This is a genomic window from Streptomyces sp. NPDC003327 (genome assembly GCF_053589515.1).
In genome coordinates this window covers 34,489-50,902 of the sequence record NZ_JBSFSA010000046.1, presented here as the reverse complement: position 1 = coordinate 50,902, position 16,414 = coordinate 34,489, and the positions used below count along the sequence as shown (strand labels likewise).

12 protein-coding genes, 2 pseudogenes and 1 riboswitch are annotated in these 16,414 nt (G+C 73.8%); of the genes and pseudogenes, 9 read left to right on the top strand and 5 right to left on the bottom strand.

Annotated elements, in window-relative coordinates; all coding sequences use genetic code 11:
• Positions 1–436 (top strand): annotated as a pseudogene (locus ACWDVG_RS26770) (hypothetical protein); the annotation flags it as partial.
• Here the strand turns inward: ACWDVG_RS26770 and ACWDVG_RS26765 are convergent.
• The gene (locus ACWDVG_RS26765) at positions 430–1,326 is read right to left on the bottom strand and encodes a transglycosylase SLT domain-containing protein (protein ID WP_451702675.1); all 897 of its coding nucleotides are present in this window, start codon (positions 1,324–1,326) and stop codon (positions 430–432) included. The pseudogene ACWDVG_RS26770 and the gene ACWDVG_RS26765 sit on opposite strands and share 7 nt — an antisense overlap.
• A gap of 5 nt (positions 1,327–1,331) precedes the next feature.
• Positions 1,332–1,515, bottom strand: a riboswitch (cyclic di-AMP (ydaO/yuaA leader).
• Positions 1,516–1,863: 348 nt separating this feature from the next.
• Here ACWDVG_RS26765 and ACWDVG_RS26760 point away from each other — a divergent pair.
• Positions 1,864–2,529: a DUF6197 family protein gene (locus ACWDVG_RS26760; RefSeq protein WP_451702673.1), complete on the top strand. Its 666-nt coding sequence runs from the start codon at positions 1,864–1,866 to the stop codon at positions 2,527–2,529.
• Between the two features lie 10 nt (positions 2,530–2,539).
• On the opposite strand, the gene ACWDVG_RS26755 is transcribed toward ACWDVG_RS26760, so the two are convergent.
• Positions 2,540–4,564 carry a phosphocholine-specific phospholipase C gene (locus ACWDVG_RS26755; protein WP_451702672.1) on the bottom strand — a complete coding sequence of 675 codons (2,025 nt, stop codon included), beginning with the start codon at positions 4,562–4,564 and terminating at the stop codon, positions 2,540–2,542.
• 360 nt (positions 4,565–4,924) lie between these two features.
• Between ACWDVG_RS26755 and ACWDVG_RS26750 the strand changes: the two genes are divergently transcribed.
• The 5 genes and pseudogenes from ACWDVG_RS26750 (at position 4,925) to ACWDVG_RS26730 (ending at position 9,433) form a co-directional block, all read left to right on the top strand.
• A complete protein-coding gene (locus tag ACWDVG_RS26750) occupies positions 4,925–5,848 on the top strand; it encodes an SIS domain-containing protein (protein ID WP_451702671.1) in 924 nt (307 codons plus the stop codon).
• 78 nt (positions 5,849–5,926) lie between these two features.
• Entirely contained in the window at positions 5,927–6,763 is an 837-nt protein-coding gene (locus ACWDVG_RS26745; protein WP_451702670.1) for a class II fructose-bisphosphate aldolase, read from the top strand.
• A 151-nt stretch (positions 6,764–6,914) separates the two neighbouring features.
• A complete protein-coding gene (locus ACWDVG_RS26740; RefSeq protein WP_451702669.1) occupies positions 6,915–7,685 on the top strand; it encodes an alpha/beta fold hydrolase in 771 nt (256 codons plus the stop codon).
• A 2-nt stretch (positions 7,686–7,687) separates the two neighbouring features.
• Positions 7,688–7,822, top strand: a pseudogene (locus tag ACWDVG_RS26735) (DUF1707 domain-containing protein); the annotation flags it as partial.
• A gap of 390 nt (positions 7,823–8,212) precedes the next feature.
• Positions 8,213–9,433 carry a S8 family peptidase gene (locus tag ACWDVG_RS26730; RefSeq protein ID WP_451702681.1) on the top strand — a complete coding sequence of 407 codons (1,221 nt, stop codon included), beginning with the start codon at positions 8,213–8,215 and terminating at the stop codon, positions 9,431–9,433.
• A 68-nt stretch (positions 9,434–9,501) separates the two neighbouring features.
• Here ACWDVG_RS26730 and mgt read toward each other — a convergent pair whose 3' ends face one another.
• From mgt to ACWDVG_RS26715, 3 genes are all read right to left on the bottom strand, one after another.
• Complete coding sequence (gene mgt, locus ACWDVG_RS26725; protein WP_451702668.1) at positions 9,502–10,695, bottom strand: macrolide-inactivating glycosyltransferase; 1,194 nt, start codon at positions 10,693–10,695, stop codon at positions 9,502–9,504.
• A 77-nt stretch (positions 10,696–10,772) separates the two neighbouring features.
• On the bottom strand, positions 10,773–13,328 hold the full coding sequence (locus ACWDVG_RS26720) for a SpoIIE family protein phosphatase (RefSeq protein WP_451702666.1): 2,556 nt from the start codon (positions 13,326–13,328) through the stop codon (positions 10,773–10,775).
• Between the two features lie 114 nt (positions 13,329–13,442).
• Positions 13,443–14,360, bottom strand: a complete 918-nt coding sequence (locus ACWDVG_RS26715) for an EamA family transporter (protein WP_451702665.1) — start codon at positions 14,358–14,360, stop codon at positions 13,443–13,445.
• A 40-nt stretch (positions 14,361–14,400) separates the two neighbouring features.
• Here ACWDVG_RS26715 and ACWDVG_RS26710 point away from each other — a divergent pair, with 40 nt between their 5' ends.
• Both ACWDVG_RS26710 and ACWDVG_RS26705 read left to right on the top strand, forming a co-directional pair.
• Positions 14,401–14,940: a MarR family winged helix-turn-helix transcriptional regulator gene (locus ACWDVG_RS26710; RefSeq protein WP_451702663.1), complete on the top strand. Its 540-nt coding sequence runs from the start codon at positions 14,401–14,403 to the stop codon at positions 14,938–14,940.
• A 181-nt stretch (positions 14,941–15,121) separates the two neighbouring features.
• Positions 15,122–16,234: a substrate-binding domain-containing protein gene (locus ACWDVG_RS26705; protein WP_451702660.1), complete on the top strand. Its 1,113-nt coding sequence runs from the start codon at positions 15,122–15,124 to the stop codon at positions 16,232–16,234.
• Positions 16,235–16,414: the final 180 nt, after the last annotated feature.

Sequence of the window (16,414 nt, the reverse complement as noted above, 5' to 3'; positions counted from 1 at the left end):
TAAATATTTTTTTTTTTTTTTGTTTGTATTAATTAGGTGGGATCCCCCCTCCGCGGGGGGGGCGGCCCGGCCGGGGGGGGGGGCGGGCGCCCCCGGGGGGCGGCCCCCCCCGGGGGGGGCGCCGCCCGAAGCCGCGGACGGATCCGGGGAGCGGACGGGGCCGGAGCCGGCCGCGATCGTCTCGCGCGGCGGCAGGCCGGACCTCGCGGGTGAGCGGCTGGCCGGGGTCCGCGCCCCGACCCTCCTCGTGGTGGGCGGCGACGACGCGCTCGTCCTCGACCTCAACCGGCGGGCGCGGGCGCTGCTGCGCTGCGAGAACCGGCTGGCCGTCGTGCCCGGGGCCACGCACCTCTTCGAGGAGCCCGGTGCCCTGGAGGAGGTGGCGCGGCTCGCCACCTCCTGGTTCACCGGGCACTTCCCGGGCGCGGATCAGTAGGGACCGTTGACGTTGTCGATGGAGCCGTAGCGGTCGGCCGCGTAGTTGCAGGCCGCGGTGATGTTGGCGACCGGGTCGTACAGGTCCATGGCCGTGCCCGGCACGTGGTAGGCGAGGAACGTCGGCTCGATCACCTGGAGCAGGCCCTTGGAGGGCGTGCCGGCGGCGGCGTTGGAGTCCCAGAGGTTGATCGCCCGGGGGTTGCCGGAGGACTCGCGCATGACGTTGCGGAGGATGCCGTCGTACGAGCCGGGGATGCCGTTGCGGGCCATGACGTCCAGCGACTCGCGGATCCAGCCGTCCAGGTTGTCGGCGTAGGCGGGTGCCGCTGCCTGCACGGCCGCGGCCGGGGCAGCGGCCGAGGCGCCGGAGGAGGTGGCCGGGGCCGAGCGCTGCTCCGAACGGCTGGCGCGCTCGGGCGTCGCCGGAGCGGACTTGGCTGCCTTCCCGGCGCTCGTGGATGTCGCGGGCTTCGTGGTCGTGGCGGGCTTCGCGGAATCCCGACGAATCGTCAGTTCGAGACCGGGGTGAATGAGTGACGGGTCGTCGCCCACCACGGTCCTGTTGATCCGGTAAAGGGACTTCCAGCCGCCCTGAATTCCCTTCTTCTGCGCGATCAGGGAAAGCGAGTCGCCGGCCACCACGGTGTAGGTGCGCGCGGCGGCGGGAGCAGCCGGAAGTGCGGCCGGCGCGGAAAGGGCGGGGGCCGCTGCGGGGTGGGCGGCGAACGCTCGCGCGGCGGTCTCCGGGGTGCCGGAGACCGGCTGCGCACCGGCCGTCGCGGGCACGATCAGCGGGAGGGCGAGGGCGGCGCTGCCGGTTCCGGCGAGCGCGAGACCACGGGAGACGGGGCTGCGGCGGGGACGGCGGTGCTTACCGTGTGCAGGCATGACGGGGTTCCTCTCCGGCGCCTGCGGGGTGAGCTGTCGGGTTCGGACGGGAGGTGTCCGGCCGCGCGCACGCGGCTTCACCCCGAGCCGCTCCGGATGACCGGACCGGCGTTTTCGTGGGTCCCCCGCTCCTGCCGTCGGGTGAAAGGGAGGTCTTCGGGCGGTGGCAGGATTCGGCGATCCGCTCGAATGGGGGTGACCGTAGGCGAGGAAGAGGACGCAGAACAAGACGCGCGGTCGGGCGGAGATCGACAAAAGGCACCCGAATAAGCGGAATTCAAGATCGACCCACGGGAGCGGCCGGTGAATTCCCTTGCGGCGTACGGATCCCGCGCGGCGACGACGCCCGGAGACGCGCCGGGAAGTGAGTCGCGTCACGCGGAGAACAATGTCCGCATTGGCGCTGGCAATTCCCTTTGTGCGCGAAGCGCGTGAAATGCACGCCTGGGTGGGCGTGGAGTGCCCCGAGTGTCATAAGTGGCATATCGGACATTCCTCCTCAATGATGAGGAGGATTCGAACCCCAGGAGCCACCGGATGCCCCCCTCCGCCCCCGCCCCCACCCCGGACGCCCTCGACCGCGAGGCGGCGGCGCTCTACGAGAGCGCCGCCTGGCAGCAGATCGTCACCCACTGGACGGCACCGGCACCCGCGCTGCCGCGCACGCCCCCGGCACCCGCCCCGAGCCGCACGCCCCCGCCGCCCCCGGACCCGGCCGAGGAGGGCCCCGGCGACTGGCGCGCACTGCTCACCGTCCCGGTCGACCGGCTGGTGGCCGACGCGCTCGCCGCCCTGCCGCCGCCCGGCCCCGCCGAGCGACGGCTCCCCGGCCGGATCGGCGCCGTCCTGCCGGACCGGCTCCACGCCTGGCGCCGCATCGGCCAGGCCGACCTGCGCCCCTCCGTGCACCTCGCGTACGCCCGGCGTGTCCTTGAGGAGTGGGGCTGGCAGAACGCCCCCTACCGACTGCGCGACGCCCGCGGCGCCCGCTGCGTCTGCGGCGCCCTCCTCACCGCCCACCGCCTCGGCTACGGCAGCGCCGACACCATGAACGAGGCCGCCGCCTGGGTCGTCACCGAACTGCGCTGCCGGGGCTGGCAGGGCCTCATCGGCCCCTGGAACCGTGCCCCCGGCCGTACCGCCGCCGACGCGGTCGCCCTGCTGGACGCCACGATCCGGCGCGCCGCGCACGCGGGCCACTGAGCCCGGCGCCTCAGCCGGTGACGCTCGGCGCGCCCGTCTCGATGTGACCCGTGTACCGCCGCGACCAGCTCCCGTCGATGTCGGCGAGGACCGTGAAGTCGTACCAGCCGTTCTGGTACGCGACGACGTTGAAGACGTCCTCGCGCGCCGCGTTCGCCGGCACCGTGTACGTCCACGGGCCGTCCGTCCGGTAGGCGTTCGACCGGATCGTGAACGTGACGGGCCCCGCCGAGGCGTTCGTCATCCGGAACCACAAGGCCGTCCTGCCGGTGCCGGGGTCGGTGGCGTACCGGGCCGTCACCTCCACGGCCTTCCCGGCCTTGGAGGCGTCCCCCGTGAAGCGGCGCAGGAAGCGGTTGGGTCCCATCATCGAGATGTCGTACTTCCCGGACCCCGAGCCCAGACCGATGTTGAAGTAGTCGGTGGCCGTGCCGCCCGGATCGACCGTGTACTGCCAGGCGGCCGTGTCCCGGTGCTGGTGGGGATGGATCGAGAAGTGGGCGGCCCGCTTCGCCTCCGCGCCCTGGTTCGTCATCGAGAACCAGGCGAGGATCTTCCCGGACGAGCCGAACTCGAAGCGGTCGAGGTTGCCGTTGACCTGGTACGGCAGGGCGCGAGCCGGTCGCGTGCCCGGTTCCTGGGCGGGCAGCGCGTTGTTCTGCGGCGCCGGGTTCGGCAGCGGTGCGCAGGTCGCCTGGCCGATCACCTTCGCCGTGCCCGGCAGGCCGGCCGGTACGCCGTACACCGGACGGGCGAAGTCGAAGACCCCGGTGAGGTCGCCCGTCACCCTCCGCCGCCACGCACTGATGTTCGGGCAGGTCGCCGGGGTGCCGAGGGCGGTCGTCCAGGTCTCCAGGAAGCGCAGCACGGAGGTGTGGTCGAAGACCTCCGAGCTCACCCAGCCCCCGCGCGTCCACGGCGACATGACGACCATGGGGACGCGGAATCCCAGCCCGACCGGAACGCCGTCGAGGTACTCGCCCGGGGTCCCCGGCGGCGCGACCGGCGGCGGCACGTGGTCGAAGAAGCCGTCGTTCTCGTCGTAGTTGAGGAACATCACCGTCGAGTCGAACACCTCCGCGTCCGCGGCGAGCGCCCGGTACACCAGGTCGACGAAGTGCGCGCCGTCGCCCGGCGGGGCGTAGGGGTGCTCCGAGAACGCCTCGCTCGCCACCACCCACGACACCTGTGGCAGCGTGCCCGCGCGCACGTCGGCGCGGATCGCGGCGGCGATGTCGTCCGGCGTCGACCCGGTCACCCGCGGGACGGACCCCATCCCGCGGTCGTACAGCGGGTCGCCGGGCCGGGCGTCCGTGAACCGCTTGAAGTAGGCGAGGCCGTTGTCGCCGTAGTTGTCCTGCGCGTTCTGGTAGACCTTCCAGCTCACCCCGGCCCGCTGCAGCGCCTCCGCGTACGTCTCCCAGGTCAGCCCGGACTCCTCGCCGCCGTCCTTGCTGGAGGCGTCGATCCGCCCGCTCCACAGGAAGGTGCGGTTGGGGCCGGTCGCGCTGAGGGCCGAACAGAAGTAGGAGTCGCAGATCGTGTAGTGGTCGGCGAGGGCGTGGTGGAAGGGGATGTCCTGGCGGTCGAGGTAACCGAGCGTCCGCGTGTTGCCCACCCCCGTCACCCAGTTGTCGAGGCGGCCCCCGTTCCAGGCGGCGTGCTGCGAGGTCCAGCTGTGCGGCAGGTCGCCGGTGCACTGCGCGAGCGTCTCGCCGTCCACCCCGCCCGCCGGCGGGGTGTCGCTGAGCAGCCACGGGTACTGCCGCCCGCCCCAGTTCGGCTGCTGGAAGACGCTCCAGCCGCCGGGCAGGTTCCCCGCCGCCCGGTCGCCGAAGCCCCGTACTCCCCGCAGGGTGCCGAAGTAGTGGTCGAAGCTGCGGTTCTCCTGCATCAGGATCACCACGTGCCGGACGTCGGTGAGGGTGCCCGTGGCGGCCCTCGCGGCGGCCGACGCCCGCGTCGGCGGCAGCGCCGCCCCGGCGACGAGCCCCGCGCCGATGCCGACGAATCCCCTGCGACTGATGGGAAGCATGCCCCGCCTCTCGCCTCACGGCGAGCCCGTGCGGCACGCCGGTGGACATGATGGGGGGAGTGGCCGCCAAAGGTATAGATCCGTGCGCTCATTCGCGGGCGAACGCTTCGGTGGCGGCGTGAAAGGCTTCTGTACACGGCATCTGATGACCGGTGATTGGTTCTCGAGTGAACCAATGATCGTCTCGGTGTCGCCTCTGCGTGCATTGTCCGCCGGGATGCGGGTCGGGATGTCCGCCGGGATGTCCGTCGGGATCTCTGTGCGTGGTCTCTGGAAAGTCGGTGCGTCTTCCTGCTTGACTCCTTCTCAGGACACGCATCTTCAATCACCCGCACGCACCCTCCTTGCAAGGAGCGCCGTATGAGCACCTCCCGAACCGCGGCGGAGATCGCCTCCCAGCCGGCCACCTGGCTCCGCGCCACCCGCACCCTCGACCGACACGCCGCCGCCCTGCCCCGGCGCGGCGAGCGGGTCGCCGTGATCGGCTGCGGCACCTCCTGGTTCATGGCCCAGGCCTACGCGGAGCTGCGCGAGTCCGGCGGCCACGGGGAGACCGACGCCTTCGCCGCGTCCGCCTTCCCCCACGGCCGCCGCTACGACAGGGTCGTGGCCCTCACCCGCTCCGGTACGACGAGCGAGGTGCTCGCCGTCCTCGCCCGGCTGCGCGGCACGGTGTCGACCGGAGCGGTCACCGCCGACCCCACGACGCCCGTGATGGACCTCGCCGACGCCGTCGCCGTACTCGACTTCGCGGACGAGGAGTCGGTCGTCCAGACGCGGTTCGCGACGACGGCGCTGGCCCTCTTCCGGGCCCAGCTGGAGGCCGAGGACGCCCTGCCCGAAGGGGTCGCCACCGTCGAGGAGGCCGCGCTCGACGCCGAACGCGCCCTCGCCGCCCCCCTCGACGAGGCCGTCCTGACGGCCGGACAGTTCACCTTCCTCGGCACCGGCTGGACCTACGGCCTCGCCCTCGAAGCCGGGCTCAAGATGCGCGAGGCGGCGGGTGCGTGGACGGAGGCCTACCCCGCGATGGAGTACCGCCACGGCCCCATCAGCATCACCGGTCCCGGCCGCGTGGCCTGGGGGTTCGGCGCCCTGCCGGCCGGACTCGCGGACGAGGTGCGCAAGGTCGGCGGGCTCCTCGTCGAGAGCGACCTCGACCCCATGGCGGATCTCGTACGGGCCCAGCGCCTGGCCGTCGCGGTCGCCGAGGCGCGGGGCCTCGACCCCGACACGCCGAAGAACCTGACCCGTTCGGTGGTGCTGGCGGACCTCGATGGCTGAGCGTCCCGCGGTGCCCGCCGCTGCCGACCGTGGGGCCGTGGTCCGAGGCTCCGCCGACACCGTGCCGGGAGAGGTCACATGACGCTGACACCGACCGACGAGATCGTCCGCAGGGCCCGCGCGGTCGGCACCGGCGTGGGCGCCTTCAACGTGCTCCAGCTGGAGCACGCGCAGGCCATCGCGGCCGGTGCCGAGAGCGCCGACCGCCCGGTCGTGCTCCAGATCAGCGAGAACACCGTCCGCTACCACGGCGCCCTTGAACCCGTCGCCCTCGCCTCCCTCGCCGTCGCCCGCGCGGCCAAGGTGCCGGTCGCGGTCCACCTCGACCACGCGGAGAATCCCGACCTCGTCCGCGAGGCCGTCGCCCTCGGTCTCGGGTCGGTGATGTTCGACGCCTCGAAGCTGCCGTACGCCGAGAACGTCGCCGCCACCCGGGAGGTGGTGGAGTTCTGCCACCGGCACGGCGTCTGGGTGGAGGCCGAACTCGGTGAGGTCGGCGGCAAGGGGGGCGCCCACACGCCCGGCGTCCGCACCGACCCGGACGAGGCCCGCGCCTTCGTCGAGGCCACCGGGGTCGACGCGCTCGCCGTCGCCGTCGGCAGCTCGCACCAGATGGTGACGCGGGACGCGGTCCTCGACTTCGCGCTGATCGCCCGCCTTCGCGCGGCGATCGACACCCCGCTGGTCCTGCACGGTTCCTCGGGGGTCGCGGACCCCGACCTGGCGACGGCCGTCGCGGCCGGCATGACGAAGGTGAACGTCTCGACCCACCTCAACAAGGCGTTCACCGAAGCCGTCCGCGCCCACCTCGCCGAGCATCCGACGGCCGTCGACCCCCGGCAGTACCTCTCCCCGGCCCGCACGGCGGTCGCTCAGGCGGTCGCCCACCTCCTGACGGGCCTCGCGCCGTCCTGAGGGGCCGGCGGGCCGCTCCCCTTCGCAGTGTCCCCGGAGCAGTGTCCGCGTCGCACTGTCCGCGTCGCACTGTCCGCCTCGCAGTGTCAGTGGCACCTCCTAGGGTGGGAATCCACGACAAGGATCGGCGCGACACGGGGGAGAGCGGGACATGAGGGAGTTCCACCTGAAGGAGCGGCAGGCGTACGTGCGGTGGATCGACCTGCCGGGCGACGGCCCGGTGCGGGTCTTCGTCCACGGGCTCGGCTGCACGGCGGCCTCGGACTTCGCGCACATCGCGACGCGTCCGGAGCTCGCCGGCGGCCGGGCCCTCCTCGTCGACCTCCTCGGACACGGCTTCAGCGACCGGCCCGCGGACTTCGACTACCGCATGGAGTCGCAGGCCGCCGTCCTGGCCGCCCTGCTCGACCACCTCGGCCTGACGGGAGTGGACCTCGTCGGGCACTCCATGGGCGGCGCGGTGGCGATCCACCTGGCGGCCGCCCGGCCGGACCTCGTGGCCCGGCTCGTGGTCGCCGAGCCCAATCTGTACGCGGGCGGGGGAGCGTTCAGCGCTCCGGTGGCCGCACAGGACGAGGACGCCTTCGTCGCCGAGGGGTTCGCCCGCATGGTGGCCGAAGGGGACCGGCCCGACTACGCGGCCCGGTTGCGCCTCGCCGACCCGCGCGCCGTGCACCGCAGCGCGGTCGCCCTCGTCGAGGGCGGCGTCCCGGCCCCCGGCGACCTGCTCGTCCGGTTGGCGATGCCGCGGACGTTCCTGGTGGGGGAGCGGAGCCTGCCGGACGGGGACGCCGCGCACGCGGCGAAGGCGGGCATACCGGTGCTCGAAGTGCTGGGAGCGGGCCACAACCTGATGCTGGACAACCCCGACGGTTTCGCCGAGGCCCTGGCGCGCGCCCTGGCAGGGGAGCCGCGGCGGTAGGGGTGGCGCGGCTGGGGGGACAGCGGCGTGTGGAGCGGCTGCGCGAGGCGGCGGCAGAGGGACGCATCGACCTCTCCGAGCTGGACGCGCGCCTGGAGCAGGCGCTGACGGCCGGAACGCACGCGGAGTCGGCCGTCCTGACCACGGACCCGCCGCAGCCGCGCGCCTCGGAGGAGCGGCCGCCGCCGGTCGCGTCGAGTGCCACCAGGGAGGAGCGGTCGCTCGCCATCCCGACGAGCGCGAGCGGCGCAGGCTGCGCAGCAACCCGCCCCGGCCGCTTCGCGCCATCGACCCCACCGTTTCGAGTCAGGCGAGGGGACTTCGACGGGGGTTCGATTGCAGAGTTGTGGCAGATGCATGACAAGCGCTCAACTCCCTTGAACCGCGCCGTTGGTGGAGGCCAGGCTGTTGATCACGCCAGGAGCGGAACCCGCCGCTTCGGCCGTGTGTGTGACCCCCACACGCACCCCCCACTGTCGCGCGGCCCACCCCGAGAGCGCGACGCCGATGAGGAGGACTCCCTCGTAATGGCACTCCCCAAGAACTCCACGGCCCGTCTCGTCGTGACGGCCTCCGCGGCGACCGCCGCCGCCCTGCTCGGCACGTTCGCCGCCCTTCCCGCCCAGGCGGCCCCCGCCCCCGCCGAGGGCACCGTCCTCGCGGCCGGCGCCGCCGACGCGGTCCCCGGCAGCTACATCGTGACGCTCAAGCAGGACGCCGGCTTCAAGGCCGGCTCCGCCCAGGGGCGGAAGCTGATAGCCGGCTACGGCGGCACGGTCGGGAAGACCTTCGGCTCCGCGCTCAACGGTTACACCGCCACCCTCGACGCGACCCAGGCCCGCCGACTGGCCGCCGACCCGGCCGTCGCCTCCGTCGAGCAGAACCGCATCGTCCGGGCCGACGCCACGCAGACCAACGCCCCCTGGGGCCTCGACCGGATCGACCAGGCGAGCCTGCCGCTCTCCGGCACGTACACTTACCCCGACAGCGCGGGGAGCGGAGTCACCGCGTACGTGATCGACACCGGGGTCCGCGTCTCGCACGCCCAGCTCGCGGGCCGGGCGGTCAACGGCTACGACGCGGTCGAGGGCGACTCCGTCGCCCAGGACGGCAACGGCCACGGCACCCACGTCGCCACGACCATCGCCGGATCCACCTACGGCGTGGCCAAGTCCGCGAAGATCGTCGCCGTGCGCGTCCTGGACAACAACGGTTCCGGCACCACCGCGGGCGTCATCGCCGGCATCGACTGGGTCACCTCCCACCACACGGCGGGCACCCCGGCCGTCGCCAACCTCTCCCTCGGCGGCGGTGCCTCCACCACCCTCGACAACGCGGTGAAGCGGTCCATCGCGGACGGCGTCACCTACGCCGTCGCCGCGGGCAACTCCGGCGTCAACGCCTCCTCCTCGTCGCCCGCCCGGGTCGCCGAGGCCATCACCGTCGGCGCCACCAACAGCTCCGACGCCAAGGCCAGCTGGTCCAACTACGGCTCGGTGCTCGACATCTTCGCCCCCGGCGTGTCCATCACCGCGGGCTGGCACACCAACGACACCGCCACCAACACCATCTCCGGCACCTCGATGGCCACCCCGCACGTCGCCGGAGCCGCCGCCGTCTACCTGGCGGGCCACCCCTCCGCCACCCCTGCCCAGGTCGCCACGGCGCTCGTCAACGGCTCCACGCCCAACAAGGTGACCAGCCCCGGCAGCGGCTCGCCGAACCGCCTCCTGCGCCTCGTCCCGTAACGCGGCGACGGCCGCCCGTCCCGGAGGCGTCGTACCCCACCGGGACGGACGGCCGGGCGGCGCGGGGTTCAGCGCAGCTCGGCCTCGACGAGGTCGGCCGCCCGCCGCGTGCCGCCCTCCCGGGCCATCTCCTCCTGGATGCTGCGTGCGCGGCGGGCGACCTCGGGGTCCCCGGCCACGGCCAGCACCGCCTCCCGCAGGCGCTCGGGCGTCACCTCCTCCCTCGGCAGGTACCGGGCCACCCCCAGCGACCGGAGCATCTCGGCGTTGCTGAACTGGTCGGTGGCCTGCGGGACGGCGACCATCGGAGTCCCGGTGGCGAGGCCCTCCTGGCTGCCTCCCGCGCCGGCGTGGGTGACGAAGGCGTCGGCCTGGCGCAGCACCGACAGCTGCGGCACCCAGGAGCGCACCTCGATGTTCGGGGCCACCTCGCCCAGCTCCTCGCGGGCGACGAACTTTCCCGTCTGGAGCACGACGTGCCAGCCGGGAAGGTCCCCGAACGCCTCGGCGCACGCCCGGTAGAAGTCGGGCTGCTTGGTGAAGGCGGAGCCGAGCGACACCAGGAGCACCTTCTCGGCGCCCGCGGGTCGCTCCCAGGTGCCCTGCTCCGTGCGATCGCCCTGACAGGCGCCGACGAACGTGTACACCGACTCGTCGACCCGGTCGGCGTGCGGCTGGAGCGCCCTGGGGATGAGGACGAGCGCCCGGCGCGGGCGGGCGATCAGCCGGTCGGGGTGCGTGTCGACCCCGTGCTCGGCGAGCCACCCCTCGAACCGGTCGTAGTACGCCTTGCCGCGCGACGAGGCCTTGAGCTCCGCGAACGCCGGCTCGGCGATCTCCTCCTCGTACCCCTCCCACGGCACGAGGTTGGGCCAGAGGGAGAGCGCAGGCACGCCCCACGTGTGCGCGAGGACGGGCGCCGGATACGCGGTGATGTCGTGCAGCACGAGATCGGGCCGGTCGTCGTCGAAGGCCCGCGCCAACTGCGGCAGCGCCTGGATGCCGTCGTCGAGGAACGGCTCGATGTGGTCGATGAGTTCGGTGCCCCAGGCGTCAGGGTCGTCGTCCGTCGGGAGCGTGGAGCGGTAGACGACGGGCGTGGCGCCGGTGGCCGCGACCTTCTCGGCGAAGGAGGCGGGGATGGCGTAGCTGACCCGGTGCCCGCGGGCGACGAGTTCGCGGATGACCTCCAGGCTGGGATTCACGTGTCCGTGGGCGGCGATGGAGAACATGGCGATGTGGGCGCGCGGTGCGGTGATCATGCGCCCCACAGTAGACGAGACGAACCGTATCGTCTAGCAAAATGGAGTGTTCGGTGGGCGAGCGGCGACCGCCGCCGTCACAGGGGGTCGGGAATGTCCTGCTCGCTCCAGATGGTCTTGCCCTCGTCGGTGTAGCGGCTGCCCCAGCGGGAGCTGAGCTGCGCCACGAGATAGAGCCCGCGGCCGCCCTCGTCCGTCAGACGAGCCCGGCGCATCCGCGGATGCGTGGCGCTGGGGTCGGAGACCTCGCAGGTCAGGCGGCCCGCGCGGATCATCCGCACCTCGACGGGGCCGCCGGTGTAGCGGATCGCGTTGGTGACCAGCTCGCTGATGACGAGTTCGGTGGTGAAGGCCAGGTCGTCCAGGCCCCAGAGGGCCAGCTGGCGGGCGGCCAGGCCCCGGACCCGGGCCACCGCGGCCGGGTCGGGTTCCACCGGCCAGATGACCGTGGACTCGGCGGGCACCGCGTGCGTGCGGGCCAGGAGCAGCGTGACGTCGTCGGCACGGGACGGCTCGATGCGGTCCGAGACGATCGCGTGCCCGAGGGCGCGCAGCGGCGCGTCGGGGCCGAGGGGACGCCCGAGGTGGTGCGCCAGCCGGGCCGCGCCCGATTCGTGGCGCCCGTCCGGGCCGGTGACCAGGCCGTCGGTGTAGAGGGCGAGGACGCTGCCGGGCTCCAGCGTGATCTCTGTGGTGTCGAAGGGCACGCCGCCGGTCCCCAGGGGCGGCCCCGCCTCCATGGGCACGAAGGTGACCGTGCCGTCCACAGCCCTGACGGCGGGCGCCGGATGGCCGGCGGAGGCGAGGGCGCAGCGGCGCGCGACCGGATCGTAGACGGCGTACAGACACGTGGCCCCGACGGGACCCTGCTCGCGACCGGCGGACTCCCTCTCGCCGTACACGTCCGTGAATCCGTACCGCGCGGAGTCCCCGTAGCGGGCCGAGTCCCCGTACCGGTCGGAGTCCGTGTACGGGTCGGAGTCCCCGTTCCGGTCGGCGCCGCCGGTCTCGATCCGGAACTGCGAGACGAGGTCGTCGAGGTGCACGAGCAGCTCGTCCGGCTCCAGATCGAGGTCGGCGAGGGTCCGTACGGCGGTGCGCAGGCGTCCCATGGTGGCGGTGGCCGTCAGGCCGTGGCCGACGACGTCGCCGACGACGAGCGCGACCCGGGCCGAGGAGAGCGGGATGACGTCGAACCAGTCGCCGCCCACGCCCGTCCCCGTGTCGGCGGGCAGGTACACACCCGCCGTGCTCACGGCGACCGTCTCCGACTGCGACGGCGGCAGCAGACTGCGCTGCAGCCCGACAGCGGCCCGGTGCTCGCGCGTGTAGCGGCGCGCGTTGTCCAGGGCGAGGCCGGCGTGGATGGCGATCTCGCGGAGCAGGTCCAGATCGGCCGGTTCGTACGCCGGTTCCCCGGGCCCCCGGTGGACGGTGACGCGACCCAGGTCGACGCCCCGCGCCCGCAGGGGAGCCGTCATGGAGAGCGCCGGGTCGCGGCCGGTGCCGGGAGTCGCGCCGAGACCGGGGCCGGAAGCGGGACCGGGGCCCGTGCCGTGGGCCGCGGCGGGCACCACTCCGGGCCCGGTGTCGGGCACACCGGGCAGGGCGGGCCCGGCGACCCCGGCGCGCCGCAGGGTCGGCGGACCACCCGGTCCGGTCACCGGCTCCTCGCCCACGAACACGGCGTCGGCGATCTCGACGACGGCCCGGTGCGCGAGGCCGGGCACGAGCACCGTCGCCAGTTCCTCGCCCGTCTCCGCCACCGACAGTGAGCCGCCGACGGCCGCGGTCGCGTGCTGGAGCACCTCAAGGCGCTCCGCCGCCCGCCGGACCTCGGTCACGTCGGTGAACAGAGCGGTCACGCCCAGCACCCGCCCCGACGGATCCTGCAGCCGGAAGGCCGTGATGGTCATGACCGCACCCGAGCCCGGGTCCTCGATCGTGCGCGCGATCTCCTCCGCCCGCACCAGGGGGAGCCCCGTCCGCAGCACCTCGCGCAGCCGCCGCTCGATCGCCGTGGCGTCCTCGGCCTGGAGGAAGTCGGCGAGCCGCCGGTCGCGCATCTCGGCCGGAAGGCCGGTGTACGGGAGGAGATGGGTATTGGTCCTGACCAGGCGGAGGTTCTCGTCGAACACCGCGAGCCCGACCCGGTCCTGAAGGAACAGCTCGCGGGTGAAGGCCTGGTCCTGGCGCCACTGGTCGACGGCCCGCGCGGGCGCCGCGAGCAGCATGTACCGCGCCGCCCCGGAGGCCCGCGCCGTCGTGGGAGGGGGCGTCCCCTGCTCCGTACCCGCGTCGCAGAGCGGCCCGGAGGCCGCGTCCGTGCCGGTGAGGACGCCGACCTGGAAGCCGACCCGGAGCTCCTCGTCGTTGCCGGTGCGGACCACCGCTTCGGCGGACCAGGAGCCGGCGGTCCGCCGCGCCAGCAGCGCGGGCCAGGTCGCCGGGTCCGCGAGCAGCTCCCGTACGGGACGACCGCAGACCTTGTCCGCGGACAGGGACATCAGGTCGGCGGCGGCCGCCGTCCAGCCGAGGATCCGGCCCCGGGAGTCGAGAACGGCCCCGGCCGCACCGTCGGTGAACGGAAGCCCGTCGTAGAGGGGCGCGCCCGTCAGAGGCGGGTCGTCCACGCCGTTCGCCACCTCCCTCGCCCTGCCGGGACCTCGGCTTCCCATCATCGCCCCGCACGGGCGCGACGGCCGCTCCGGTTCCCCCATCCGGATGCCCGGGACGGGGGCGCCGGCTCAGGAGCGCGTTCCACCCGCCGTCGGCGGCCTGGGGCCGGCGAGGACGACCGCGCCGAGAATCGCCAGGATCCCGGCGACCTGGAGGAGCGACAGCGTCTCGGCGCGGACGACGAGGCCGAGGACGGTGGCGACGACGGGGCTGAAGAGCGCGAGGAAGGAGATCGTGAGGGCCGGGAGCCGCTCGATCCCGCGGAACCAGAGCGCGTAACTGATGACGGCGCAGAAGGAGACGAGGTAGAGGAAACCGAGCAGGTTCGTGCCGGTCACGGAGCCGGGCAGGCCTTCGAAGGCGAGCAGGAAGGGCAGCGAGACGAGTCCGCCGGCCACCAGTTGCCAGCCGGTGACGGCGAGCAGCCCGACGCCCTCGGGGCGCCCCCACAGCTTGGTCAGCGTGATGCCGAGGGCGAGACAGACCGCCGCGCCGAGCGCCGCCGCCACGCCGAGCGGGTCGAGGGCGCCCGTGCCCCGGGACACCACGAGGACGACGCCGCCCGCGCCGAGGGCACAGGCCACCAGATGGGAGAGCCGGATCCTCTCCCCGAAGAGCGCCGCCGCCAGGACCAGGACGATCATCGGCTGGACGGCCATGACCGTCGCCGCGACCCCGCCCGGCAGGCGGTAGGCCGCGAAGAAGAGCAGGAAGTTGAAGGCGCCGATGTTGAGGGCGCCGAGGGCCGGGGCGCGCCAGAGCCAGACGCCCCGCGGCAGGGCCCGGGTGAACGCGAGAAGCAGCAGACCGCCGGGCAGGGTCCGGACGGTGGTGGCGAGAAGGGGACGGTCGGGTGGCAGCCACTCGGTGGTCACCAGGTAGACGCTTCCCCAGAGCGCGGGCGCGAGGGCGGTCAGGCCGGAATCGAATAAGTGACGACCGTGGCGAAGGGACGCGGACGCACGGCGCCCCGTGATATCTTCCATGGAAGATAAAGTAGTTTCCACGGAAGAGAGTGGTCAAGTCATGGCCCGTCAGGACGGCGAGTCCACCGCCCGACCCGAAGGGGCGGACCTCGGCGACGCCGTCGACCGCATCGTCGGCCAGTGGCACCGGGAGCGGCCCGACCTCGACCCCAGCCCGATGCACGTCATCGGCCGCATCAGCCGACTGCACTGGGCGTTGGACGAGCACCTGAACCGGGTCTTCCACCGGTACGACCTCGGCCGGGGGGAGTTCGACGTCCTCGGCACGCTTCGCCGCGCGGGTCCGCCCTTCGAACTCACCGCCGGAGAGCTGGGCGGATCGACGATGGTCACCTCGGGAGCGGTGACCAAGCGGGTCGACCGGCTGGAACGCGCCGGTCTCGTCAGCCGCCGTACCGCCGAGGGGGACGCGCGCGGCAGGGTCATCCGCCTCACCGACCGCGGCCGCGCCCTCATCGACGAGGTCGTCGACGCGCACGTCCGCAACGAGACGCGCCTCCTCGCCGGGCTCACCGCGGACGAGCGCGACACCCTCGCCGACCTGCTGCGCAAGCTGGGCCGTACGCTCCCCGACGACTGAGGAGGCTGAGGGCCGAGGTCGAGGCTGGGGCTGGGGCTGGGTGTGAGGCCCAGGCCGAGGGGTGGGCCACGAGCCGGTCCCTCGTCGCGTCCGGCGGAACGGCGGACTCGGTCATTTCCCGGTCACGAGGTGGGCTAGGCTGCGCCGGCGACGAGCCCGACCGGACCGAGGGGCGCCACCGATGCGCGAGAGCGTGGAACAGCGACACCGCCGGATCCTGCGCCTCGTCCGCGAACGCGAGGGCCTCCGCGTCAGCGAACTCGCCGCGGAGCTGGGCGTCTCCGTCGAGACCGCCCGGCGCGACGTGGCCGCCCTGGCCGAAGTGGGGCGCGTGCGCAGGCTCCACGGCACCGTCACCTGGCCCACCGCGCCGCTCAACGCCCGCGACGCCCGGCTCGCCCGGCGGGCCGCGCCCCGCGCCGCGCCCCGGGCGTCCGGCGGACCGGTGCTCGGGATGGTCGTGCCCGTGTCCGACTACTACTTCCGGGCCGTCATCCAGGGCGCGCGGCAGGCCGCGGCCGACGCGGGCGCCCGGCTGCTCGTGGGCATCACCGACTACGCGGCCGACCGGGACCTCCCGCACATCGCCACCCTCCTCGACGCGGGCGTCGAGGGACTGCTGCTCGCCCCGAGCTGGTCCGTCGGCGGGCCCTCCGAGGCGGAGGCCGCGCCCTTCGCGGAGCCCGCGGTGCCCGCCGTCCTGGTCGAGCGCAGGATCCCCCTCGGCGTACCCGGCTCCCATCTCGACCGGGTGGTGTCGGACCACGCCGGCGGCGCGGCCCTCGCCGTACGGCACCTGGCGCGGCTCGGGCACCGGCGCGTCGCGCTGCTCGCCCGGCACACCCACACCCGGTCCGCCGTGCGCGCGGGGTACGAGTCGGCGGTCCGCGCGCTCGGGATGCGCGACGACGACCTCTCGCCGCCGCCGGGGGAGGGCGGCGCGCAGGGGGAGCGGGCGCACCTCGACGACTCCGTACGGGAACGGCTGCTCGGGCTCGTCGAGTCCGGCGAGGTGCGCGCCGGACTCGTGCACACGGACATCGACGCGGTGAACCTGCTGCAGTGGTTGCAGGCCCGCGGGGTGCGGGTGCCGGAGGACTTCGCCCTGGTGTGCCACAACGACGAGATGGCCGCGCTCGCCGACGTGCCGTTGACGTCCGTGAGCCCCGCGACCTTCGCGGTCGGCGCGGAGGCGGTCCGCCTGCTCGTACGCCGCCTGGAGGACCCGGACGCGGCGCACTCGGCCGTCGAGTGGCTGCCCCGGCTGGTGATCCGGGAGTCCTGCGGCGCCTGACGTGCCCGGCGCCCTCCTGACGTCCGCCGCGCCGGCCCCGGTGCCCTCCTGGCGCCCACCGCGCCGCCCCCAGCGCCCTTCCGCCGCCGCGTCGGCCCCGGAGCCCTTCTCCCGCCCGCCCCCGTGACCGATTACTGCCCGAGTCGCCACCGTGCCTTGACGAAGAGAAAGCGCTTGCGG